Source organism: Alteromonas sp. S167 (genome assembly GCF_036864375.1).
Lineage (GTDB): Bacteria > Pseudomonadota > Gammaproteobacteria > Enterobacterales > Alteromonadaceae > Alteromonas.
Genome location: NZ_JAZETR010000007.1, coordinates 225,108 through 246,603, shown reverse-complemented (window position 1 = coordinate 246,603; position 21,496 = coordinate 225,108). Strand labels below are relative to the sequence as shown.

The window sequence follows — 21,496 nt, the reverse complement described above, 5'->3', positions numbered from 1 at the left end:
GGCATTTTCTATTTAGTTTTCCGTTGCTAATTGTGCTTTTTCTCTTCCTTTGAACACATTTTTTAAATCGTTCAAAATGAGATACAACGCAGGTACTAGCAGCAATGTAATAATAGTGGCAAACAAAATACCGAATGCCAGCGATATTGCCATAGGTATTACAATTTGTGCTTGAAGGCTTTTTTCAAACACTATAGGCATTAGCCCCATAAAGGTTGTTAACGACGTTAGGATAATGGCTCTGAAGCGCTGAGTACCGGCGCTTATTGCCGCTTCCATTAACGAAAACCCTTCTTTTCGAGCACGGTTAACAAAATCAACCATAATTAAGCTGTCGTTAACTACAACACCAGACAATGCAATAATGCCGCAAATTGACAATACACTGACGGCCATGCCAAGAACTAGATGCCCAATTATGGCACCAACAATACCAAATGGGATCACCGACATAATAATGAACGGTTGGCTGTAAGACTTAAGCGGAATTGCCAGTAGTGTATAAATGGCAAATAGCGCAAACAACAGCCCTTTCATTAGGCTTAGCATTGCATCGGCTTGTTCTTTACTATTTCCTTGCAGTTGGAACTCAACGTTTGGATAGCGTTCAAGCAAATCTGGCATTAGTTTATCAATCACATCATTGGTGACTTCAGACGGATCCATAAGGGCTTTATCTACCGCTGCCGTCACAGTGACAGAACGTTTACCATCTACGCGAATGATTGAATCGAACCCTTGTCCTACTGTAAAAGTAGCAACCTGCTCGAAAGGTATTTCCTGTCCGTTGGGTGCGCGCACACGCATATTTTCTAAGTGCTCAATCGAGCTTCGCTCTGCACGTGGGTAACGAACCATTACCTTTATTTCTTCGTCGTCGCGCTGAATACGCTGAACTTCTGCGCCATAAAAACCAAAGCGTACCTGTTGTCCTAACTGCTGCAGCGTAATGCCAAGTGCATCGGCTTGAGGTTTCAACGCTAACTGAATTTCTTCACTGCCACCTGAGAAGGTATCGTTAATATCGGTAACGCCTTCGTATGCATCCAGTGCTTCTTTAAGTTCATCGCTTATCGCGCGTAGCGCCTTAATGTCGCCTGAACTAAATTCAAAACTTAAGTCTGAGCCGCCACCGGGACCGCCAGGAGAATTGATATTAAACGACTTAACACCTGGAATTTCAGGTAGCTCTTCACGCCACATATCTTGAATTTCAAAATCGGTAAGCGTACGCGTTTCTCCTTTGGTAAGCTCAGCAAAAATCTCGCCGCCAAGGTTGCCATTATCAAACGCGATAGCGTGCTTAATAACGCGCTCACCCGTATCCTGTTCTACTTTTTCATCCATTCTGTGCATTGCTTCACGCAACGTGTTTAACACGCTGTCGCGTTGTTCAAGTGAAGAGCCTGGCTCTAACTCAAAACTGGCAACCATAAAGTCGCTAGGAATACTTGGGAAGAAAACGAAACGAACAATACCGCCACCAAATAAGCCAATAGTTATTATCAGCATAGCCAAGAACGTAGCTACTGTGGTGTAACGATTGCGGATAGCTTTCTCTAGAAATGGTGCATATTTGTTGTTAATAAAGCTCTTTATGCCTTCGCTGAAGAAATCACGAAACTTTTGAAACCCGTTAGCTTTAGCCGGATCATATGGCTTCAAATTCATATGTACCAAGTGTGCAGGAAGAATAAGCTTCGACTCGATAAGCGAGAACACAAGACACACAATTACCACCATGCCGATGGTTTTCCATATGATACCAAATGGGCCAGACACCATTAACATTGGCGAAAACGCGGCAATGGTGGTTAGTACACCAAACGTAGCTGGCATAGCTACCTTTTTTACGCCTGCAATTACGTTATCGGTACTGTGGCCTTTTTTATCAATCTCAGAATATGCCGACTCCCCCATAATGATGGCGTCATCTACCACAATACCTAGTACAAGGATAAACGCGAACAGAGAAAGCATGTTGATTGATACGCCAATCATATCAAGTGGCATAACCAACAGCGTACCGAGAAAACACACCGGTAGACCCACAATTACCCAGAATGCCAATTTAATTTTTAGGAATAACGACAGTACTAAAAATACCAGTAACGCACCGAAGAACATGTTTTCTAACATCATGTTCAGACGGTCGGCTAGGTAGAATGAGCTATCGCCCCATGTGTCAGCGCTTATATGAGCTGGGAACTCGGCTTTTTTAGTATCAATGTAGTTGTTAACTTGTTCAGAGATTTCTAATGCATTCTGATCGCCTACCGCCTGAACACGTAGGCTAACAGCCGGCTTGTCATCGAACAGTGCGTATTGATCGTTTTCAATAAAGCCGTCGTTAATGTATGCAACATCGCCTAACGTAACGCGCGTACCGTTCGCATTAGTAAGCAATACAATTTGAGAAAAGTCCCACCCTGTATAAGCCTGCCCTTTGGTACGTAAAAGAATATCACCGTTCTCTGTGCGAATAGAGCCGCCCGGCAAGTCAACGCTGGTTTGGCTTAAGCGCATTACCACATCGGCAAACGTTAAGTTGTACTTTTGTAGGTCAACTTCCGAGAGTTCTACTGAAATTTCGTAGTCGCGAGCACCTACTACTTGAACACTCGATATGCCAGGCAAGTTGGCAATGTCGTCGCGTAAATCTTTGGCAAACTCTTTAAGTTCTCTTTCTGAAGCATCTCCATAGACAGAGAGCCAAATAACGTCTTGTTGTATTTTTTGTCTATAGACAACTGGTTTTTCGGTGTCAGCAGGAAAACTGGGAATGGCGTCAACCTGAACCTTTACCTCATCAAGAAGAGACTGTACATCGTAGTCTTCCTCTACTTGAATAGACACTGTTCCCATGCCTTCTACGGCGCGAGAATTTAACTGCTTTATGCCTTCAAGGTCTTTTACAGCCTCTTCAATTTTTAGCAGAACGCCTTCTTCCACTTCCTGAGGAGCCGCACCAAGGTATGGCACACGAACATTGATAACGTCGAACTCAAAGTTTGGGAATACTTGCTTTTGAATGCTGAACGCACCAAACAAGCCACCTACAATGAGTAGCCACATTAACAAGTTTGCGGCAACATTATTGCGCGCAAACCACGCAATAAGGCCTTTTTGTGTGTCTATTTGACTCATTTAGCGGCCCCCGCCAGTAGCATTACTTTCTATCGCTTCGTCATCACCCTCTGACGTTGTTTCTTCAGAAGCGACAGGCTCATCACCCGGTAAACGCACTTTCATGCCGTTATAGGGGTTAGGTACAGCACTTGTAACTACCAGGCTCCCTTCTTCAACACCACTGCGAATAAACACCTCTTTGGCCGTGGTGCGCGCAACTTCAACTGGCTTAATTTCAATTTCACGGTTTTCATTAACCGTTAATACGGTATTGTCTAGACGTAAAATGCTGCGTGGTAACACCATTAGCGCTTCGTTTTGGCGCGATGTAATTTCAGCTTCTGCAAACTGTCCGAAACGAATAGGTGCACTGTGGCTCCCTTTCATATTGTAAGGGTCTTTTACTTCAACAATGGCATAAACCACACGGCTTCCCGTATCTAATACACCTTCTGAACGGACTAACTTTCCTTCCCAGCGGCGCGTTAACCCGCCTACGGACGCTTTGAGTGAAACAGGTGCACCATCGGTTGATTGGCTAGCAATATTGACAAACATTAAGTCGCTGTCGGTTATTGGAAGGCGTACTTCAGCAGTATCTGTTGAATAAACGGTACCTATGGCGGCTCCCATAGTAACGAATTGCCCTAAATCGATATTTCGCTCAACGACAATGCCGTTGTAAGGCGCAGTTATCTGAGTACGCGCTAAGTTTCTTTTTGCTCGCTCTAATTTGGCTTCTGCGGCTTTTACGTTGGCTTGCTCCTTTGCTAACTGAGGTTTACGAAGACCTAACTCAGGAGGAGCCACACTATTAACTGAACGCCATTCTTGTTCTGCTACTTTGCCACGCGCTATCTCTTCTTGCAAAGCCGCTTGGGCTTGCGCCAGTTCCGCTTCTGCTAACTTTACATCTGTTTTGTAGTCGTCCTGCTCTAAGGTGGCTAACACATCACCTTTTTTGAAGGTTCCGCCAGCAATGAAACTGTCTGACAAACTGACCACCTGGCCACTTACTTGTGCACTTAGCGCGGTTTTATTACGCGGTACTACGTTGCCTTGAGACTTTACAATAAAACTCACTTGTTCAGATTGGATCTCTTTGGCATCAACGAGGAAGGCAGGTATTTCAACAGGCACTTGTTCTGGTGGCTTTCGGGAACTTACTAGTACAACTGCTATAGCAAGACCGACAAGGATTATGACGAGCGGAAGACCACTTTTCACCAAGATGGAGTTTTTCATTTACTATCCCTAGGAACACGCAGCGTACTAATGCCAAAAGCTTCGCAAAGATATTTTCTGCAAAGCTTTGAAGAAAATGAACTGCATGAGAATTAATTTATTATTGTTACAACACTAGTTTACTGACTTTATTACTTAAGTGCTCACTGAAGTTTGTTAAATTTTGTGTATATTTTTCAAGTGCGCAAGCAATCGAACTTCACCATTTTTCTTTTATAACTATTGGTAAAGCCAACGGTATAAAGTGTACGACATTAATATAAAAAAATATCAAAAGAATAAAAAGTAAGATTGATAAATATGCGGTAATCGATGATTATTTAATCACTCATTGATGATGAGTTAACCACTGGTTGTTTTTTATAGTAAGCGGCAATGCAAATTCAGTATGCCATTTACAATATTAACGCAGTAGCCTGTGATTTTGAGAGTTTGTAAAAATGAAGGGAAAACACATTATGAGTCTTAAAAAGCAATACCTTAAATCGAAACCGCTATGCAAGGTTACATTCAAATTAGATGCGCAGGCAGCACAACATGCACAGAAGGCCGTTTTATGCGGCGATTTCACAGATTGGGATGCGCAGCCGCTTAATATGAAACGACTAAAAAGCGGTGATTTCACGCTAACCGTTAACCTTGAGAAAGATAACGAGTATCAATTTCGCTATTTACTTGACGATGAAAAATGGGAAAACGATTGGGAAGCAGATGCATACATTCCCTCGCCAGTCAGCGTTGAAGACAACTCTGTAGTGCGTGTTTAATAACGCATCACAAATAATATCTAAGTACGTTTATAATAATTCTCATAACACTTCCCTACGCGCACATTGATGTAACATTGTAATGTGCTAAGAAAGCTTAAAAACTTCATAAAAAACAAGTCTGCCAAAGACTACTGAATAAACTCAAAGCCGTTTTGTTTTGAATCAAAGCGGCTTTTTATTCTTCGAGATGCGACACCCAATAAACCTAAAGCGAATAGAGATATGATTGAAGGTTCTGGTACTTGGTTTGTTGTTATTACAGAAGGGCTAGTCACTTGAGCATTTGCTATTGCAAACGTTTTTGGCGGTTGATTGCTTTTTGATGATAATCCGGCAACGTCATTTACAAATAATTGCGCTTTGCTATCACGGGCATTCACATCTTGCCAATCCCATCCTAATGATATTACATTGCCTGAACCGTAAGCCCCTGAAATACCAGCCACTCTTCCGTTGTTAAATGTTGCGATAACATCAACGTTAGCTCCAATGTTTTTAAACTCTTCAAAATACTCAGTAGCGCCATTATTAGAATAAGAAGCGCCTAGTGAGCCGCCTAATCCAAGTGCCTGACCTTCGGGAGTGAAAGTTACCGTTGTGTCTTTTTTGCGGTATGCATATTTTCTAATTGTTGCATCTAACATAGCGTTTTCGGTGACCGCCCAAGTAGATGCGTTCCACTCGGTGATTAAAGTGCCACCATTGAATACATAATCTACCAAGTTCTTATTACCATTAGCTCTGATAAGCCAAATCTGCTCTAGAACAGATAACTCAAGTGGCGTACTAGAAATATCGACAGCAACAGCCGTATGGCCAGCGTTGGTTAAAAGTGTGTTCCATACATCAAATTTCTTACCCCAGATACCAATCAAACCAGCATTAACCGAGCCGCTCACTGCTACAGCAAACCCAAGTATTAAGCCTCTTAAAAGCGTGTTTTTCATTTTAGTTATCCTTTTAATTCCGCTCTACAACGGCTGCAGAGTATTTAATAAAGCTAAAAAATACATAACGGAAACTGAGTAAAAGTATACCTAGTTGAAAACTTCCAACAAATAATACGTAAGTAGCTATTTGCAACTCATTTTAGGAATAATTGTATAATTATCAGTCACTACCATCGACTTTTGATTAAGTTCATACTCAACGTTCTACAAAAGCTTGTTTGTTTTTCTGTGTATTAAATGCAAAAAAAAGCTGCTATCGAAGATAGCAGCTTTTGGTTACTCGATTACATTCAGGCTGTAAGCAACCTGTTTAAACAAAAACGTTTTACAGTGTGCCTTCAAGCTCCGGTAACACGTCAAAAAGATCACCTACCAAGCCGTAATCAGCTACTTGGAAAATAGGTGCTTCTTCGTCTTTGTTAATAGCAACAATAACTTTAGAATCTTTCATACCTGCAAGATGCTGAATAGCGCCTGAGATACCCACTGCAATGTAAAGCTGAGGTGCAACTATTTTACCTGTTTGACCCACTTGCATATCGTTAGGTACGAAACCGGCATCAACCGCCGCACGCGATGCACCAATAGCAGCGCCTAACTTGTCGGCGATACCTTCAAGTAGTTTGAAGTTGTCGCCGTTTTGCATACCGCGACCACCAGAAATTACTACTTCTGCCGCAGTAAGTTCAGGACGCTCTGATTCTGTAAGCTCCGCTGATACAAAGTCAGACTTTTCACTGCCTTTAACCACGTCAATGGCAGTCACTTCTGCACTTCCACCTGTAGCAGCGGCGTCAAATGACGCTGCGCGAACGGTGATAACTTTCTTCGCATCAGACGATTGAACCGTTGCAATCGCATTACCAGCATAAATTGGGCGAACAAAAGTATCTTCGCTTTCTACACCGATGATGTCAGAGATTTGCGCTACATCTAAAAGTGCTGCTACGCGAGGCATAAAGTTTTTACCAGTCGTTGTTGCCGCTGCAACAACGTGGCTGTAATCGTTAGCTAGTTCTACCACTAAGTCAGCCGTATTTTCAGCTAACTGGTGCTTATAAGCAGCGTTGTCTGCAACGATAACTTTTGCTACGCCGTCAATTTGCGCTGCGGCTTCAGCAACTGCTTGGCAACCCTCACCAGCAACTAGTACATGAATGTCGCCACCCATTTTTTGTGCTGCGTTTACAAGCTTGTGCGTTTCGGTTTTTAAGCTTGCGTTATCGTGTTCTGCATATACGAGTACGCTCATGAGATCACCTTTGCTTCATTTTTTAACTTGTCTACTAACTCAGCAACGTCTGCTACCTTAATACCACCCTCACGCTGTGGTGGAGGCGTTACTTTTAGTACTTTAACGTTTGACTCAAGCGCTACGCCAAAATCAGCAGCAGCTTTAACATCAAGCGGCTTACGCTTCGCCTTCATAATATTTGGCAAAGATGCATAACGTGGCTCGTTCAATCGAAGGTCTGTTGTTACTACTGCAGGAAGAGACAGAGCAACCGTTTGAAGACCGCCGTCGATTTCACGGGTCACGTTCACTTTTTCGCCATCAACTACAACTTCAGAAGCGAAAGTACCTTGCGGCATACCTGTAAGTGCAGCAAGCATTTGACCTGTTTGGTTATTGTCAGAGTCGATGCTCTGCTTACCAAGAATAACCAGCTGAGGTTGTTCTTCTTCAACTACTTTTGTTAAAAGCTTTGCCACTTGAAGTGAATCAAGGTTTTGGTCGGTATCAATTTGAATACCACGATCAGCACCTAGGGCTAGTGCTGTACGAATTTGTTCTTGGCAGCTTTTATCACCAATTGAAACAACAACGATTTCTGTGGCTACGCCTTTCTCTTTAAGTCGAACCGCTTCTTCAACTGCAATTTCGCAGAAAGGGTTAATTGCCATTTTCGCATTGGTAAGGTCGACGCCAGATTCATCGGCCTTCACTCTTACCTTCACGTTGTAGTCGATCGCGCGTTTGACCGGTACGAGTATTTTCATATTTACCTCAATTGTTGAGTTCGTCGGTGTCTATTACGTTTTACTAATAATTAACTATTAATAATTAAAAACGTTTTACTTCACCACGCTTTTTGAAACTTTAACAATGTACTTTACGTTAAAAAGGAACCGTGGAATGTACGTTTTATATAGGCTAGCTTTAAAACGGCATTAACACCACGTTCACGAGCATATATAATGCATCGACAGTTAACGTTAACGTAAACTGCTCTGCAATGTACTTACTGTTGACGTAAACGTCAACCTGCATTACCTTTCAGAGCGACAATTAATTTACATGTTTTTGACACATCGCATTATTTGTTTCATCAATAGTGCACTATAAAAATACGAACATAAGGAGCCTCCCGTGGAACGAGAATCGATGGAGTTTGACGTAGTCATCGTCGGTGCCGGCCCAGCTGGATTATCAACTGCTTGCAAGCTTATGCAGCTTGCTAATGAAAAAGACCAAGAACTCATGGTTTGCGTGGTCGAAAAAGGCTCCGAAGTAGGTGCACATATTCTTTCAGGCGCCGTGTTTGAACCACGTGCGTTGAACGAGCTGTTCCCAGACTGGAAAGAAAAAGGCGCACCGCTTAACACGCCAGTTACCGAAGATCATATTTATCTTCTTAAAGATGAAACAAATGCTAAAAAGCTACCGAATAGCATAACGCCTAAAACCATGCATAACGATGGCAACTACATTGTGTCGATGGGCAACGTTACGCGCTGGTTAGCAGAGCAAGCAGAGCAACTGGGTGTAGAGGTATTCCCAGGTTTTGCTGCTTCTGAAGTTATTTACAACGAAGACGGTAGTGTGGGCGGTGTACTTACGGGTGATATGGGCGTTGGCGAAAACGGTGAGCCTAAAGATGGTTACATGCCTGGTATGGAACTTCGTGCCAAATACACCGTGTTTGCAGAAGGTTGTCGCGGTCACCTTGGAAAAGAGCTTATTTCTCACTTCGAGTTAGACAAAGAAAGCTCTCCTCAACACTATGCAATTGGCTTTAAAGAGATTTGGGACATCGACCCAGCTAAACATCAGCCAGGCCTTGTTGTGCACAGCGCTGGATGGCCATTAGATGAAGCTACAGGCGGAAGCTACCTTTATCACGCCGAAGACAACCAAGTATTTGTGGGTTTAATTGTAGACCTTAACTACGACAACCCATACTTGAGCCCCTTCGATGAGTTCCAACGCTTAAAACATCACCCAGTGATGAAGCAATATCTTGAAGGCGGTAAACGCGTTTCTTACGGTGCACGCGCAATTGCTAAAGGCGGCTTTAACTCGTTGCCTAAAATGACATTCCCGGGCGGCCTATTAGTAGGTTGCGACGCTGGTACGCTGAACTTTGCAAAGATAAAGGGTAACCACACGGCAATGAAGTCGGGCATGCTAGCGGCAGAGAGTATTTTTGAAGCCATCAGCGAAAACGCTGAAGCGCCAACGAAAGAACTAACAAGCTTTACAGAGAAGTTTAAGTCTTCATGGCTTTACGATGAGCTTTTCCGCTCGCGTAATTTTGGCCCTGCTATTCATAAATTGGGTAATTTCTGGGGCGGTGCATTTAATACATTAGAGCAAAACTTCTTCAATGGTAATTTGTTCTTTACCATGAAAGATGAGCACAAAGACCACGCTCAACTTAAAGAAGCGAAAGATGCCACTGAAATTAACTACCCTAAACCAGATGGTGTGCTGAGCTTTGACAAGCTCTCATCGGTATTTTTATCGAACACAAACCACGAGGAAGACCAACCTTGCCACCTACAGTTAAAAGATCCATCAATTCCGTTGCAGGTAAACTTACCTAAGTATGCCGAACCTGCACAGCGCTACTGCCCTGCAGGCGTTTATGAGGTAATTGAGGAGGAAGGTGAGAAACGCTTCCAAATTAATGCACAAAACTGTGTGCATTGTAAAACCTGCGATATAAAAGATCCTAGCCAAAATATTCGATGGGTAGTACCTGAAGGTGCTGGCGGTCCTAATTATCCAAACATGTAATAGTTTATTTTGCTATTCAACTTATAAAATTTAAAAGCGGGCGTTGCCCGCTTTTTTTTTGTGCTACTTTTAATTACTATTATTTAAGATAAGTACAACGTATTAAGGTTAATGAATGAGTGACTTTACCGATATTTTAACCCATGGAAGACGTTTACAAGGTGCTGTTAAGGAATTAAGCCTTGAAGAACTTGAAGCTGTTCAAGAAAAACTAGGCAGTATTATTGAAAAAAGAAAGGAAAAAGCACTGGCGCTTGAAAAAGCAGAACAAGAAAAAAGAGAAATGCTTGCTTCTATTCAAAAGCAAATGGAAGAAGCTGGACTTAATGTTGAAGACCTTCAAGCGCTTACCAGTGAAAAAAGTAAGAAAACAGGCAAAAAACGCCCAGTGAAATACACGCTCACTGACACCGCAGGTAACACACATTCATGGACCGGTATTGGACGAATGCCCCGAGTTTATAAAGAAGCACTTGATAGCGGTAAGGCATTAGAAGACTTCGCTGTAAATTAATACATTCTTTTCTTTTTTAATAAGGTCTGTCTTACAGGCCTTATTTTATTTATACGCCAATTAACGCGAGTAAATAGTGAATTTAAACTACAAACTTTCTAAAAGTGACGATACACACCCTTGGCTAATTTTAATTCATGGGCTTTTTGGAAACGCCGACAATTTAGCCGGTATAAAGCGTCATTTTGAATCTTCTTATAATATCGTATCGTTTGATTTGCCCGACCATGGTGAATCACCATGGACAGATGGTTTCAATGTTAAGGAAGCTGCTGAAGCCATTTCGAACATTTTAAAAACGCTAAATATAAGTAAAACCGCCGTTCTTGGGCATTCGTTAGGTGGAAAAGTGGCTATGGCACTAGCACTTAACCACCCTCACCTTGTGTCACATTTAATTGTTGCTGATATTGCCCCAGTATCTTACCAGCATAGCCATCAAGCGGTCTTTGACGGGCTAGATGCAGTGCCATTAGCAAGTATAAGCAGTAGAAAAGATGCTGAAACCGCCATGCGAGAGCACATAAAAGAGCCTGGCGTTCGCCAGTTCTTACTTAAAAGCCTTTACCAAAATGAAGAAGGAACATGGGCTTGGCGCTTTAATGTTGCGGGTTTAAAAAGTAGTTATGGGCATATTATTGATTGGGAACAAAGTTCTCAGCAGTTTGACGGTGTAACCTTATTTATTAAGGGAGCATTATCTGATTACATTACATCAGCACACCGTGAAGACATTGCGCGTTATTTTCCGAAGGCGAAAGCACATGTAATTGAAGGCACCGGCCACTGGCTTCACGCTGAAAAGCCTGCAGCATTTAACGCGATTGTTGAACGCACTTTAGCCAAATAATGTGAACCGGCGTTGGTTAAGCAGTATTTTGAGTGTGAACCACGCAGTGTAGTTTGTAAAAATGATAAACCGTTCTATTACATAATTTTGAACGTTTTGTTCTCTGACACCTGCGCATACTGTGATATAGTTGCGCCAGATTTTTTTAAGTAATAACACTATGCTTGCAGAAAACTACGAACTGATAGAGTCCATTATGTTGTACGGCGGTTTATTTACGCTGTTTTTATTAATGGGTTTTGCTGTTCATGATGTATTACGAAAGAATGATGTACCGCTTATCGGAAAAGTGGTGACTTATGGCGTGCTTGGACTAGGCGCACTAGGCTTTCTTGCGAAAGGCATCATCGAATGGTTCTGGCTAAGCACTGGCGTTTAATTAGTAACGATTAATAGAGGTTAGATATGGCAAGCGTTGGCCTATTTTTCGGAAGTGACACGGGTAACACCGAACATGTTGCGAAAATGATCCAGAAGGAATTGGGTAAACAGCTAATTGATGTGAAAGACATTGCCAAGAGCAGTAAAGAAGACATCGCAGATTTCGACTTACTTATTTTCGGCATTCCTACATGGTACTACGGTGAAGCACAATGTGACTGGGACGACTTTTTCCCAGAACTTGAGCAAATTGACTTTGAAGACAAGCTTGTAGCTATTTTCGGTTGTGGTGACCAAGAAGATTACGCAGAGTACTTCCTTGATGCTATGGGCATGGTACGTGACATTGTAGAAGCTAAAGGCGCTATTTTAGTGGGCCAGTGGTCTACTGAAGGTTACGACTTTGAAGCATCAAAAGGCATGGCTGACGACAACCATTTTGTGGGTCTTGGTATCGATGAAGACCGCCAGCCAGAATTAACTGAATCACGCGTAAAAGCATGGTGTAAGCAAATTCACGACGAACTTTGCCTTGCTGAATTAGCGTAAAGTAAACACGCATTAAAAAACCGCTCTAAGAGCGGTTTTTTTGTTTTTGTTACTTAGTGATTAGCGTTTATAGCTGAAAACGCTCAACGGCTTTTCGCAAACTTTCTGTTTGTGCATCCAACATCATGGTTGATTCGTTAGATTGCCTTGTACTTTCAGCGCTCGCATCAGCTAAATCTACAATTCTGTTCAAACTTTCTGCTACATCACCTAACAGCACATCTTGTTGCTGAGTGTCTGCAACAATGTGATCGTTAATGTCGCTTAAACGTTGAATGATAGTGCGAACATTCTCTACCTGCTCAGATACGTTCTGAGTAAGTTGAACACCCTCTTGTGCTTGCTCCCTGCCCGCTTTAATGGCTTTTACTGCCTCTGCGGCATCTTTTTGCAAGTTGCCAATCATTTGTTCAATTTCTTCAGTAGAGTCGTGGGTTCTATTTGCTAACGTTCTTACTTCATCAGCTACCACAGCAAAACCTCTGCCCTGCTCGCCAGCTCGCGCCGCTTCAATCGCTGCGTTAAGTGCTAGCAAATTGGTTTGTTCGGCAATGGTCTTAATAACATCTAGAATACTGCCTATGTTGCGTGAATTTTCATCTAAGCGACCAATAATTTGCGCAGAAGTGTCGGCCTGTTTTGCCTGCGCCTCAACCTGTTGGCGATTGCGTTCGACCAAATGCCCAATATCGGTGCTTTGCTGTGTAATGTCTTTGAGCGCATGCATGGCGTCATCTATTTGCGCCAAGTTACTACGGCTCTTATCCTGCACGTCCTTGGTGTTGCTTGACGTTATCGTTACCTGTTCGCGTTGCTTGTCAACTTCGGCAAGACTCTTATCACCTAACTCAACGCTTTCTTTTGTAATTTCAATAAGACGCTTTTCTTGTTCAAGTATGTTACCAACCAGCTCTCTCAAGCTCTCGGTTAGGCTGTTTACTTTAGCTGATAGCGCAGAGAACTCGTCTTTACCCTCTTCTGAAAGTCGTGTACTCAGGTCACCCTTACTTAATAATGACAGCCCCTTGTTAATTCTTCCAAGTGGTTTAGAGATACTGCGAGTTACAATAACAGCTAGCGCAATAGCAGCCACCAGGCCAACAACAGCCACAATTAGATTGCGTACAAGGTTTGCCTGTACCGATTCAAGTATGGCGTTTTGTCCGTCCAATGACTGTTTTTGCACCGTGTCGAACAAAGTGTTTATATCGGCAAGTGCAGTAGCTAAAGCGGTTTTAGCGCTTTTCTGTGATTTCGCAGCACTCTCTATTTGTGCTAGCTTTTCTTTTTGCAGTGCCACCAGCCCTGCGCTGCCGTTTATGGCTTCTAATAACAAGTCGTACTGTTCGTTGAACGCACTCACTGTGCCGCCGTCATCAACACCTGACGCTAGACGATTAACATAGTCTTTGTCTACTTGAAGGTTGCTTAGCTGATATGAAAGGTCTTCGATGATATTTGCACTTTGGTCTGCGCTACTCGACTCTGCAAGCTCTACAAACGAGTCGTTCATTGTCAGCAGTTTATTGTCGATGGCAGTACCAGCCCCAATAAGGGTTTCAATACTTGGATTAGAACCCTCAAGATAAGACAGGTCGAGCATTAGCGCGCTGGCTTCATCAGCGAACATAAGCACTTTCTCAAGTTGCGCGGCAAGTTCTTGCTCTATTTGCATGCGCTTTGAAATAGCGTCGTACATATCGTTCGAGTGACTGACGTACGTCGAGCTTACCTCAATGGCTTTTGCAGCGGTGGCATTCGACGCCATCAACGATTTTAATTTGGCAAGGTCGTTTGAAAACACAGAAGACAATTCGTCAAAGGTGGTTTTATTCGACGTCAGCTCTTGACGGTTTTCTACGTGATACCCGTTTGCAGTAATAACCGATAGAGAGAGTATTTCTGTTTTTACTTTTACCATGCTGGTTTGCACAGGCATTTTTTGTTCAACAACATCAAGTGCGGAATCTTTAATACCACTGAGGCCAAAATAAGAAAGAATACTAGTGAGTAATAAGAGGCAACCAAAGAGGCCAAAACCTAATGTGATTTTATTTATTATTGTTAACTGCATGGGCATTCCACCGATAAAACATGCCAAAATATAAGGATCATAGTCCCCTTTTTAAGTTTAGTTTAACAGGATGTTAATTCAATGCACCAAAAGTTTAATTTCCACTGCATATTTGTTAGTCTAATCCAGCACTTACACACTGGTCAGGCCACGTAACACAAGGGCTTTGAAAAAGTTAGTCAAATTTTTACCCAACTAGTAAGCATATCGGCATTCTTCGGATAATGTTGAGACAAAAAATTGGGATGCATAATTTTTCATCGCTAATCGAAAGATTCCACGGTTTTGCTTTTAAATTGTTTTAACTTACCTATAATAACCCAAAATATTTTCATGAGTTCTTAGTGGGTTGTAATGGATCAAAATAAAGAATTGAAAAAAGCAGGGCTTAAAGTCACTCTGCCTCGCCTAAAAATCTTACAAATTCTGCAAGAGCCAGAAAACCAGCATATTAGCGCGGAAGATGTTTACAAAATTCTTATCGAGCAAGGTGAAGAAATTGGTCTCGCGACAGTTTACCGCGTATTAAACCAATTTGATGATGCGGGTATTTTGAATCGCCATCACTTCGAAGGCGGTAAATCTGTTTTTGAAATAAGCCACAAAGATCATCACGACCACTTGGTATGCTTAAAGTGTGGAAAAGTGATTGAATTTGAAGATGAGATCATTGAAGAACGTCAAGAGTTGATGGCAAAAAAGCATAACATGAAGCTTACTCATCACAGCCTTTACTTATATGGCGAGTGCACTGACGATAACTGCGACAGCGCCGCAGACTAAGTGCAGTAAAACGTAACATGCGCGAGTTAGCTTGTTAGTGCTTAGAAAACGCTAGCTTCGCATAGAACAATGAGAACCTTAAAAATAAAAGCCTGCAATGTTAGCAGGCTTTTTTGTTTTTATAGATTGTGGCTAGTTATGCATCAAACTTATAAGCATGATAGGCACGAATTGCTTTTTCCCATACTGGGCCAATAATGCCCTCTCCTATTTGCTTGCCATTTACTTCGGTAACCGCAGCGACCTCTTTACTTGATGACGTTAGCCATACCTCATCAGCATTAAGTAAATCCTCCTTCGAGAACCAGTCTTCTTTTACATCAAGCCCAGCGTTTTTAAATGCAGTAATGGCAATTGCCCGCGTTATACCGGGCAACAGTTGGTGGTTTAACGGTGGTGTCGTAATAACATTGTCTTTTACCATAAACACATTACAGGCACTGGCTTCGGTAATCATGCCTTCACTGTTAAACAGGATTGTTTCGTTAACACCAGCATCCGCCCCCGCTTGAAAATGCATTACGTTACCAAGTAGAGATGTTGATTTGATATGGCAACGCTGCCATCGTTTGTCTTCTTCCAGCGCTACTTTTAACGCCTTTGCACTTTGTTTGTTTGTAGGTTGCGGTGGCGCAATTTCAAAAGCAAAACCAAATACGGTTGGCGTAACCCCTGTTGGATAAGCGTGATAACGCTTTACATCAGCGCCGCGGCTTACATGAAAGTAAATACCAATATTACCCGTTGAAAAATGTGTACTGTTTTTCGAAACAAGCGTATCGAGTATTTCCCGCCATTGTTCTGGCGTATATGGGTTGTCTATATTTATCGCGCTAAGTCCATCCGACATCCGAGCCGTGTGGCCTTTAAAACCTACAGGAGCACCATCGTAGGTAGGTACTACTTCATAGATGCCGTCGCCAAATAAAAAACCTCTGTCCATGGGCGAAATTTTTGCCTCCGCTAACGGCATGAATTCACCATTTAAAAATGCGATTGTCATAACATCTCTCCTTGTAACTGACGCATTCTACTTGTCGCCAGTAAACATTGTGCTCGTGCTGCTTCATTGTTTTGAAACGCAAAATGTATTTTTTCACCCGGTACCGCTTGCGCTAACCTGTTTATATCTATCGGGTTCACACACCCAAGTTTGGGATATCCACCCAGCGTTTGGCGGTCGCGCATCATAACAATTGGTTGGCCATCTGGTGGTACTTGAACCGCACCTAAATGCACGGCTTCTGAACGCATTGTGTCAATTGATGAGCGAATATCTGGCCCATTAAAACGATACCCCATACGATCGATAGACGATGTAACCGTATATTCGCTACTAACAAATAATTGTTGAGCAACATTGCTGAACCTATCTATTTGGTAACCAGGAATTACGTTTATAGGAATTTCTAGGTTGTATTTAGGCCTTAATGCTTGGTGTAGTTTTCGCAACCGTTTGCGCTCGATATTCAGCAATGAGTTTTGCTTTATTTCAATTACGTGGCCTTGCTGCAATGGTTGCCCATTTTCATTTAAACCGCCAAGACCTTCTCGCATCACGGTACTTGCACTGCCTACTACGTCCGGCACTTGCCAGTTACCGCTTATCGCCAGATACGATTTACAGCCAAGTGTAGCGCTGCCTACGCTTACTTCATCAAAAGCATTCAGTAAAACGGTGGTATAGTTTGGCCGATGCTCTCCGTTTACTGTTAATGTAACATCTCGCCCGGTTGCCGCTATGGCACATGCTTCAGTTACTTGCAGACTTATATTGCCCATAACCTCAAGACACGGCGTATTGTCCATGTTGAAGGCTAAAAAGTTAGCCCAACTATATGCCAATTCATCCATAGGTCCCGACTGACAAAAACCATCTTTTTGTCTACCTACTCGACCGCCGTCAATGATTAGGCTAAGTAAGCCCTTGTTGGTAATTTCAACCTTCATTGTACGCTTTAAATTCCTCTTCAGAGATGGCTACAAATCTTACCTTATCTCCCGATGTTAAACGTGATGTGCTGCCATGTACGTCATGTGTCACCATATCTAACGGCGTTAAACCCAATAAATTCCACCCACCAGGCGATTCGCTAGGGTACACCGCTGTTTGTCTATCGGCGATAGCTACAGCGCCTTTTGGTACGCGTTTTCTGGGCGTGCCTAACCGTGGGCACTGAAGCTTAGTTGGGATCTCGCCCATGTAAGCAAACCCAGGAGCAAAACCAACGGCGTACACTCTGTAAATAACACTCGTGTGCTGCTCGATAATGTCGTCGATGGACAACCCCGTTTGTTTGCTCACTACGCTAAGGTCACTGGCATTTGGTGCGCCATACCAGACGGGTATCAGCTTTGTGTCTGATGAACCTTCATTAGCAATGGTAGCCTGTGCACCTTTATCCAAACTTAAGTGCACACTTTCTATCTGCAAACCTTTGAGGGCTTTATAAACACCGTGGCTGTCAATAAGCTCATAATTAAAAACAATCAATAAGCTGTCATAAGACGGAACACATTCAATTAGCCATGACCATTGTGATGGAAACTGTTTATTGCCATTTTCAATTGCAGCCAGCCACCTTATGCAAGCGTGGTTTGCCTCATCAAGCGTTGCACCATCGAAATACAGAATGAGTGCGTCAATTCCCGCATAGGCAATATGCTTTACATCGCCAAACGCTTTCATCTAGTTTCCTTGGTAATTATGTTTTTTATGTGGCAACGATATTGAAATGTGATTGATTTATTTGGTTTCAAAAACAACGTTCTGACACCCCTAGTCAATGAATTGTCTTATTTGTTTTGCTATTTCAACGGCACCTAATGTATCGCCATGTACACACAGCGAATGCGCATTTACGGAAAGCGTATTGCCCGATGCTGTGGTGACCGTGCCTGTTTCGATTAGCTGTTTCGCTTGCTCAAGGGCTTGAGACTCATTCAAAACCGCACCATCGATTAATCTAGACTGTAGTAAACCTTCATCGGTGTAACGTCTGTCAGCAAAAGCTTCAAAATATAGAGTAAGCCCCAAATCATTAGCCATGCGTTGGTATTGCTCGTTATTGGCTGTTTCTTGAATCATTAGCGCTAATGGCGACGCGGCTTTACTCATTGCACTTACACTATTCATCACTGCTTCCATAACGTCGATGTTTTTCATCATATCGTTATATAGCGCGCCATGAGGTTTTACATAGGTTACCTGTGTATCGCAGATACCAGCCATTCCCTGAAGCGCAGATACTTGATATTGAATGATGGCGATAAGCTCATTTGCGGGTATCGACATACTGCGTCTACCAAACCCCTGTAAATCTGGGTACGCTGGGTGTGCACCAATGGTGACGTTGTTTGCTTTTGCTAGTGCAATTGCGCGCTTCATCACTAACGGATCGCCAGCATGAAACCCACACGCAATATTGGCTTGGTCAATTTGTGCCATAATTGTATCTTCAACAGGCATTGACCACGCGCCATAGCTTTCGCCTAAATCGCAATTTAACTTCATAATGGTTTAGCTCTTAGCCCTGTTTTAGTATCATGTTACCTGTTCTTTTTAAAAAGTCAGTGATAATGATAAATATCGGAAAAATTAATACATTACGCGTAGTGGCCGAGTACCCATTTGGTTACGCTTTAGCGCCTTTACTTGATGGCGAAACAAACGATGACGGCGTTTATGAGGCTATTGAAGATGCGGACCAGCAAACCGTAACACTTGCCATTGATGAAGTTGAAACGCCGCTTACAGAGGGCCAAGAGCTTAGCGTATTTGTTACCACTGACCAGCGCGGAGAACTTTACGCTACTTTCAAGAAGCCGCTTATTCAGGTTGGAGAAACAAAGGTACTGAAAGCAGTATCGGCAACCAATTTCGGCGCGTTTTTTGATTGGGGTTTAGAGACTGATCTCCTTATTCCAAACGATTACCAAGCACAGCCAGTGAACGCCGGAATGTACTATGTAGTGCACGCCTTTTTCGACGAGAAAACACAGCGCGTTCTGGGCGCTACCAAACTTCATTACTTCTTGAAAGAAAACAGTGCTTACTTGAATGAAGGTGATACCGTTGATTGCTTGGTATACGCGAAAACAGACTTGGGCTTTAAGGTGGTTATTAATGAAAAAAGCTTAGGTCTCATTTTTCATAGCGATGCATTTAAACCACTTAAAGTTGGTCACGCCACTGAAGGCGTTATTAAAAACATTCGCGAAGACGGCAAAGTAGATGTAGCACTTCAGCGTGTAGACAAAGGTGGCCGTGACGCACTACAGCAAGCAATATTAGAAGACTTAGAAGCACACGGTGGGATTTCAACGCTAACTGACAAAAGTGCCCCAGAGGCCATTTACACCCACTTTAATGTGAGTAAAGCCGCTTACAAAAAAGCCATTGGCGCTCTGTATAAACAAAAGAAAATAACGCTTAGCCCCGACGCTATTCGTTTGAACAAAGATAATGCTTAACAAGCCACGTAATTATTAGGATTTAAGATGAAAGCAAACGTTTCTTGGGATAAAGATCTGTCGTTTACTGGCACTACCGACAGCGGTTATAAAACGGTGATGGACGGTAACGGTAATGCGATATCACCCATGGAATCTGTACTTGTAGCAGCAGGCGCTTGCTCGAGCGTTGACGTTGTCGACATTTTGAAAAAAGGCCGTTTTGATATAACGCACTGCGACTGTGAACTAGAAGCAAAGCGTGCAGAAGAGCCACCAAGAGTTTTTACTGAAATTCACGCGCACTATAAAGTTACTGGTGAAGGCATTACCGATAAAGCGCTAGCACGAGCGGTTCAACTGTCTGCCGAAAAATATTGTTCGGTAATGCTAATGCTAGAAGGCAAAGTAAAGATCACCACCAGCTACGAGCTAGTTTAACTACTACTTTGGTGTAATAAACCTTAGTTTAGTAATAATTGCTAATGAATAGTGAAAAAAGCCAACGCCTGACGTTGGCTTTTTTGTATTTACGCTTTGTTACACATGTAAAACATTGATAAATATCACTTTTAACATAGGTTAACATCTTTGGCATGTTAGCTGCTGTTTATGGTCAATAATATATAACGACGACAACGTTAGGGTTTTGACCATGGAAACAAACAACCGCTCTTCACTCGCTTTTTCTAAACCAACTTTGCGTTTACTACTTGGTAGTAGCATTGTTGCCCTTTCACTATCAATAACGGCTTGTTCAGACGCAGATGCAGTAGATGCTGAAGCAAATAAACAAGAAGAAGTGGTTTTCGCCATACCGGTTGAAACACAAAGCATTACCACAGGCGATATAACGTCTACTTACGACACCACCGCTATTTTAGAAGCGCGTGAAGAAGCATTTGTTGTAGCGCGTGCCTCGGGCATTATTGAAGAGATCTTCGTTGAAGAAGGTGACTACGTTGAAAAAGGTCAAGCCCTTGCTCAGCTTGATAAACGTCGCTACGAATTAAACTTGTCGAAAGCGCTTGCTGATTTAACCGGCATAGAAAGTGAACTAGACAAAGTGAATAAAGTTTATTCGAAGAAACTCATTAGTGACGACACCTACGATAAATTAAAAGCGCAATACGAATCAGCGAAAGCGTCTGTTCGCCTTGCTGAACTAGATTTAAAAGAAACGACTATTACCGCGCCTATTAGCGGTTATGTTGCCTCTCGTAACGCAAAGGTAGGTAACCTTACCGAGTCGTTCCAGCGTGAGAGAATGTTTCATATTGTTCAGCAGCGCAATTTACAAGGTGTGGTTTACTTACCTGAAAATGAATTACGCAATGTTTCCGTGGGTCAATCTGCTTCACTTACAGTTGCAGCACTTGGCGATTTAACGATTGCCGCTAACGTTGAGCGTATAAGCCCGGTTATTGATGCAACCACCGGTACCTTCAAAGTTACGCTTAAAGTACCTAATGAAAACAATTCGCTTAAAGCTGGCATGTTTACCGATGTATCACTTGAGTATGCCACGCATGCCAATGCCACTCTGTTACCTAGAAGAGCCTTAGTGACTATAGACAACAGTCACAGCGTGTTTGTAGTAGACAACGGAAAAGTGCGAAAAGTAAACATTGATACCGGCTTTGAAAATAACGACGTAGTAGAAGTAGTAAATGGGCTTCAAGGAAACGAGGAAGTGGTTACTGCAGGACACCAAAACCTAAAAGACAGCGCCCCTGTTGAAGTAGTTAACAGCTAAGCACGCTTTAAAAGGAGTTTTA

General features: G+C 42.6%; 20 protein-coding genes. 10 read left to right on the top strand and 10 right to left on the bottom strand.

Translation table 11 applies throughout. The annotated features are described in order from the left end of the window. Window positions 1–12: 12 nt before the first annotated feature. Together V7R35_RS12705 and V7R35_RS12700 are read right to left on the bottom strand one after the other, a co-directional pair. Window positions 13–3,147, bottom strand: a complete 3,135-nt coding sequence (locus tag V7R35_RS12705) for an efflux RND transporter permease subunit (protein ID WP_334015235.1) — start codon at window positions 3,145–3,147, stop codon at window positions 13–15. Further along, window positions 3,148–4,374 (bottom strand): efflux RND transporter periplasmic adaptor subunit, encoded by a 1,227-nt coding sequence (locus V7R35_RS12700; RefSeq protein ID WP_334015234.1) that lies wholly within the window; start codon window positions 4,372–4,374, stop codon window positions 3,148–3,150. 458 nt (window positions 4,375–4,832) lie between these two features. Here V7R35_RS12700 and V7R35_RS12695 point away from each other — a divergent pair, with 458 nt between their 5' ends. Then, entirely contained in the window at window positions 4,833–5,141 is a 309-nt protein-coding gene (locus V7R35_RS12695) for an isoamylase early set domain-containing protein (RefSeq protein ID WP_334015233.1), read from the top strand. A 131-nt stretch (window positions 5,142–5,272) separates the two neighbouring features. Here V7R35_RS12695 and V7R35_RS12690 read toward each other — a convergent pair whose 3' ends face one another. From V7R35_RS12690 to V7R35_RS12680, 3 genes are all read right to left on the bottom strand, one after another. Then, window positions 5,273–6,091 (bottom strand): PEP-CTERM sorting domain-containing protein, encoded by an 819-nt coding sequence (locus tag V7R35_RS12690; protein ID WP_334015232.1) that lies wholly within the window; start codon window positions 6,089–6,091, stop codon window positions 5,273–5,275. Between the two features lie 328 nt (window positions 6,092–6,419). Then, window positions 6,420–7,346, bottom strand: coding sequence for an electron transfer flavoprotein subunit alpha/FixB family protein (locus V7R35_RS12685; RefSeq protein ID WP_334015231.1), 927 nt, complete (start codon window positions 7,344–7,346; stop codon window positions 6,420–6,422). Continuing rightward, entirely contained in the window at window positions 7,343–8,095 is a 753-nt protein-coding gene (locus V7R35_RS12680) for an electron transfer flavoprotein subunit beta/FixA family protein (RefSeq protein ID WP_334015229.1), read from the bottom strand. The genes V7R35_RS12685 and V7R35_RS12680 overlap by 4 nt, the downstream gene beginning before the upstream one ends. A 370-nt stretch (window positions 8,096–8,465) precedes the next feature. Between V7R35_RS12680 and V7R35_RS12675 the strand changes: the two genes are divergently transcribed. From V7R35_RS12675 to fldA, 5 genes are all read left to right on the top strand, one after another. Next, on the top strand, window positions 8,466–10,115 hold the full coding sequence (locus V7R35_RS12675) for an electron transfer flavoprotein-ubiquinone oxidoreductase (protein ID WP_334015228.1): 1,650 nt from the start codon (window positions 8,466–8,468) through the stop codon (window positions 10,113–10,115). 115 nt (window positions 10,116–10,230) lie between these two features. Next, window positions 10,231–10,629 (top strand): H-NS histone family protein, encoded by a 399-nt coding sequence (locus tag V7R35_RS12670; protein WP_334015227.1) that lies wholly within the window; start codon window positions 10,231–10,233, stop codon window positions 10,627–10,629. 76 nt (window positions 10,630–10,705) lie between these two features. Then, complete coding sequence (locus V7R35_RS12665) at window positions 10,706–11,479, top strand: alpha/beta fold hydrolase (RefSeq protein ID WP_334015226.1); 774 nt, start codon at window positions 10,706–10,708, stop codon at window positions 11,477–11,479. 160 nt (window positions 11,480–11,639) lie between these two features. Beyond that, window positions 11,640–11,858, top strand: a complete 219-nt coding sequence (locus V7R35_RS12660; protein WP_334015225.1) for a DUF2788 domain-containing protein — start codon at window positions 11,640–11,642, stop codon at window positions 11,856–11,858. Between the two features lie 26 nt (window positions 11,859–11,884). Further along, window positions 11,885–12,409 (top strand): flavodoxin FldA, encoded by a 525-nt coding sequence (fldA, locus tag V7R35_RS12655; protein ID WP_334015224.1) that lies wholly within the window; start codon window positions 11,885–11,887, stop codon window positions 12,407–12,409. A 67-nt stretch (window positions 12,410–12,476) separates the two neighbouring features. Here fldA and V7R35_RS12650 read toward each other — a convergent pair whose 3' ends face one another. After that, entirely contained in the window at window positions 12,477–14,483 is a 2,007-nt protein-coding gene (locus V7R35_RS12650) for a methyl-accepting chemotaxis protein (RefSeq protein WP_334015223.1), read from the bottom strand. A gap of 354 nt (window positions 14,484–14,837) precedes the next feature. Between V7R35_RS12650 and fur the strand changes: the two genes are divergently transcribed. Further along, window positions 14,838–15,266: a ferric iron uptake transcriptional regulator gene (gene fur, locus V7R35_RS12645; protein WP_334015222.1), complete on the top strand. Its 429-nt coding sequence runs from the start codon at window positions 14,838–14,840 to the stop codon at window positions 15,264–15,266. 136 nt (window positions 15,267–15,402) lie between these two features. On the opposite strand, the gene V7R35_RS12640 is transcribed toward fur, so the two are convergent. The 4 genes from V7R35_RS12640 to V7R35_RS12625 all read right to left on the bottom strand — a co-directional run bounded on the left by V7R35_RS12640 (window position 15,403) and on the right by V7R35_RS12625 (window position 18,780). Further along, window positions 15,403–16,269: a D-amino acid aminotransferase gene (locus tag V7R35_RS12640; RefSeq protein ID WP_334015221.1), complete on the bottom strand. Its 867-nt coding sequence runs from the start codon at window positions 16,267–16,269 to the stop codon at window positions 15,403–15,405. Continuing rightward, the gene (locus tag V7R35_RS12635; protein WP_334015220.1) at window positions 16,266–17,216 is read right to left on the bottom strand and encodes a biotin-dependent carboxyltransferase family protein; all 951 of its coding nucleotides are present in this window, start codon (window positions 17,214–17,216) and stop codon (window positions 16,266–16,268) included. The genes V7R35_RS12640 and V7R35_RS12635 overlap by 4 nt, the downstream gene beginning before the upstream one ends. After that, a complete protein-coding gene (locus V7R35_RS12630) occupies window positions 17,206–17,955 on the bottom strand; it encodes a 5-oxoprolinase subunit B family protein (protein ID WP_334015219.1) in 750 nt (249 codons plus the stop codon). The genes V7R35_RS12635 and V7R35_RS12630 overlap by 11 nt, the downstream gene beginning before the upstream one ends. 90 nt (window positions 17,956–18,045) lie before the next feature. Next, on the bottom strand, window positions 18,046–18,780 hold the full coding sequence (locus V7R35_RS12625) for a 5-oxoprolinase subunit PxpA (protein WP_334015218.1): 735 nt from the start codon (window positions 18,778–18,780) through the stop codon (window positions 18,046–18,048). Between the two features lie 65 nt (window positions 18,781–18,845). Here V7R35_RS12625 and V7R35_RS12620 point away from each other — a divergent pair, with 65 nt between their 5' ends. The 3 genes from V7R35_RS12620 to V7R35_RS12610 all read left to right on the top strand — a co-directional run bounded on the left by V7R35_RS12620 (window position 18,846) and on the right by V7R35_RS12610 (window position 21,474). Then, complete coding sequence (locus V7R35_RS12620) at window positions 18,846–19,739, top strand: CvfB family protein (RefSeq protein WP_334015217.1); 894 nt, start codon at window positions 18,846–18,848, stop codon at window positions 19,737–19,739. Between the two features lie 27 nt (window positions 19,740–19,766). Then, window positions 19,767–20,159 carry an OsmC family protein gene (locus V7R35_RS12615; RefSeq protein WP_334015216.1) on the top strand — a complete coding sequence of 131 codons (393 nt, stop codon included), beginning with the start codon at window positions 19,767–19,769 and terminating at the stop codon, window positions 20,157–20,159. Between the two features lie 214 nt (window positions 20,160–20,373). After that, window positions 20,374–21,474, top strand: coding sequence for an efflux RND transporter periplasmic adaptor subunit (locus V7R35_RS12610; RefSeq protein WP_334015215.1), 1,101 nt, complete (start codon window positions 20,374–20,376; stop codon window positions 21,472–21,474). Window positions 21,475–21,496: the final 22 nt, after the last annotated feature.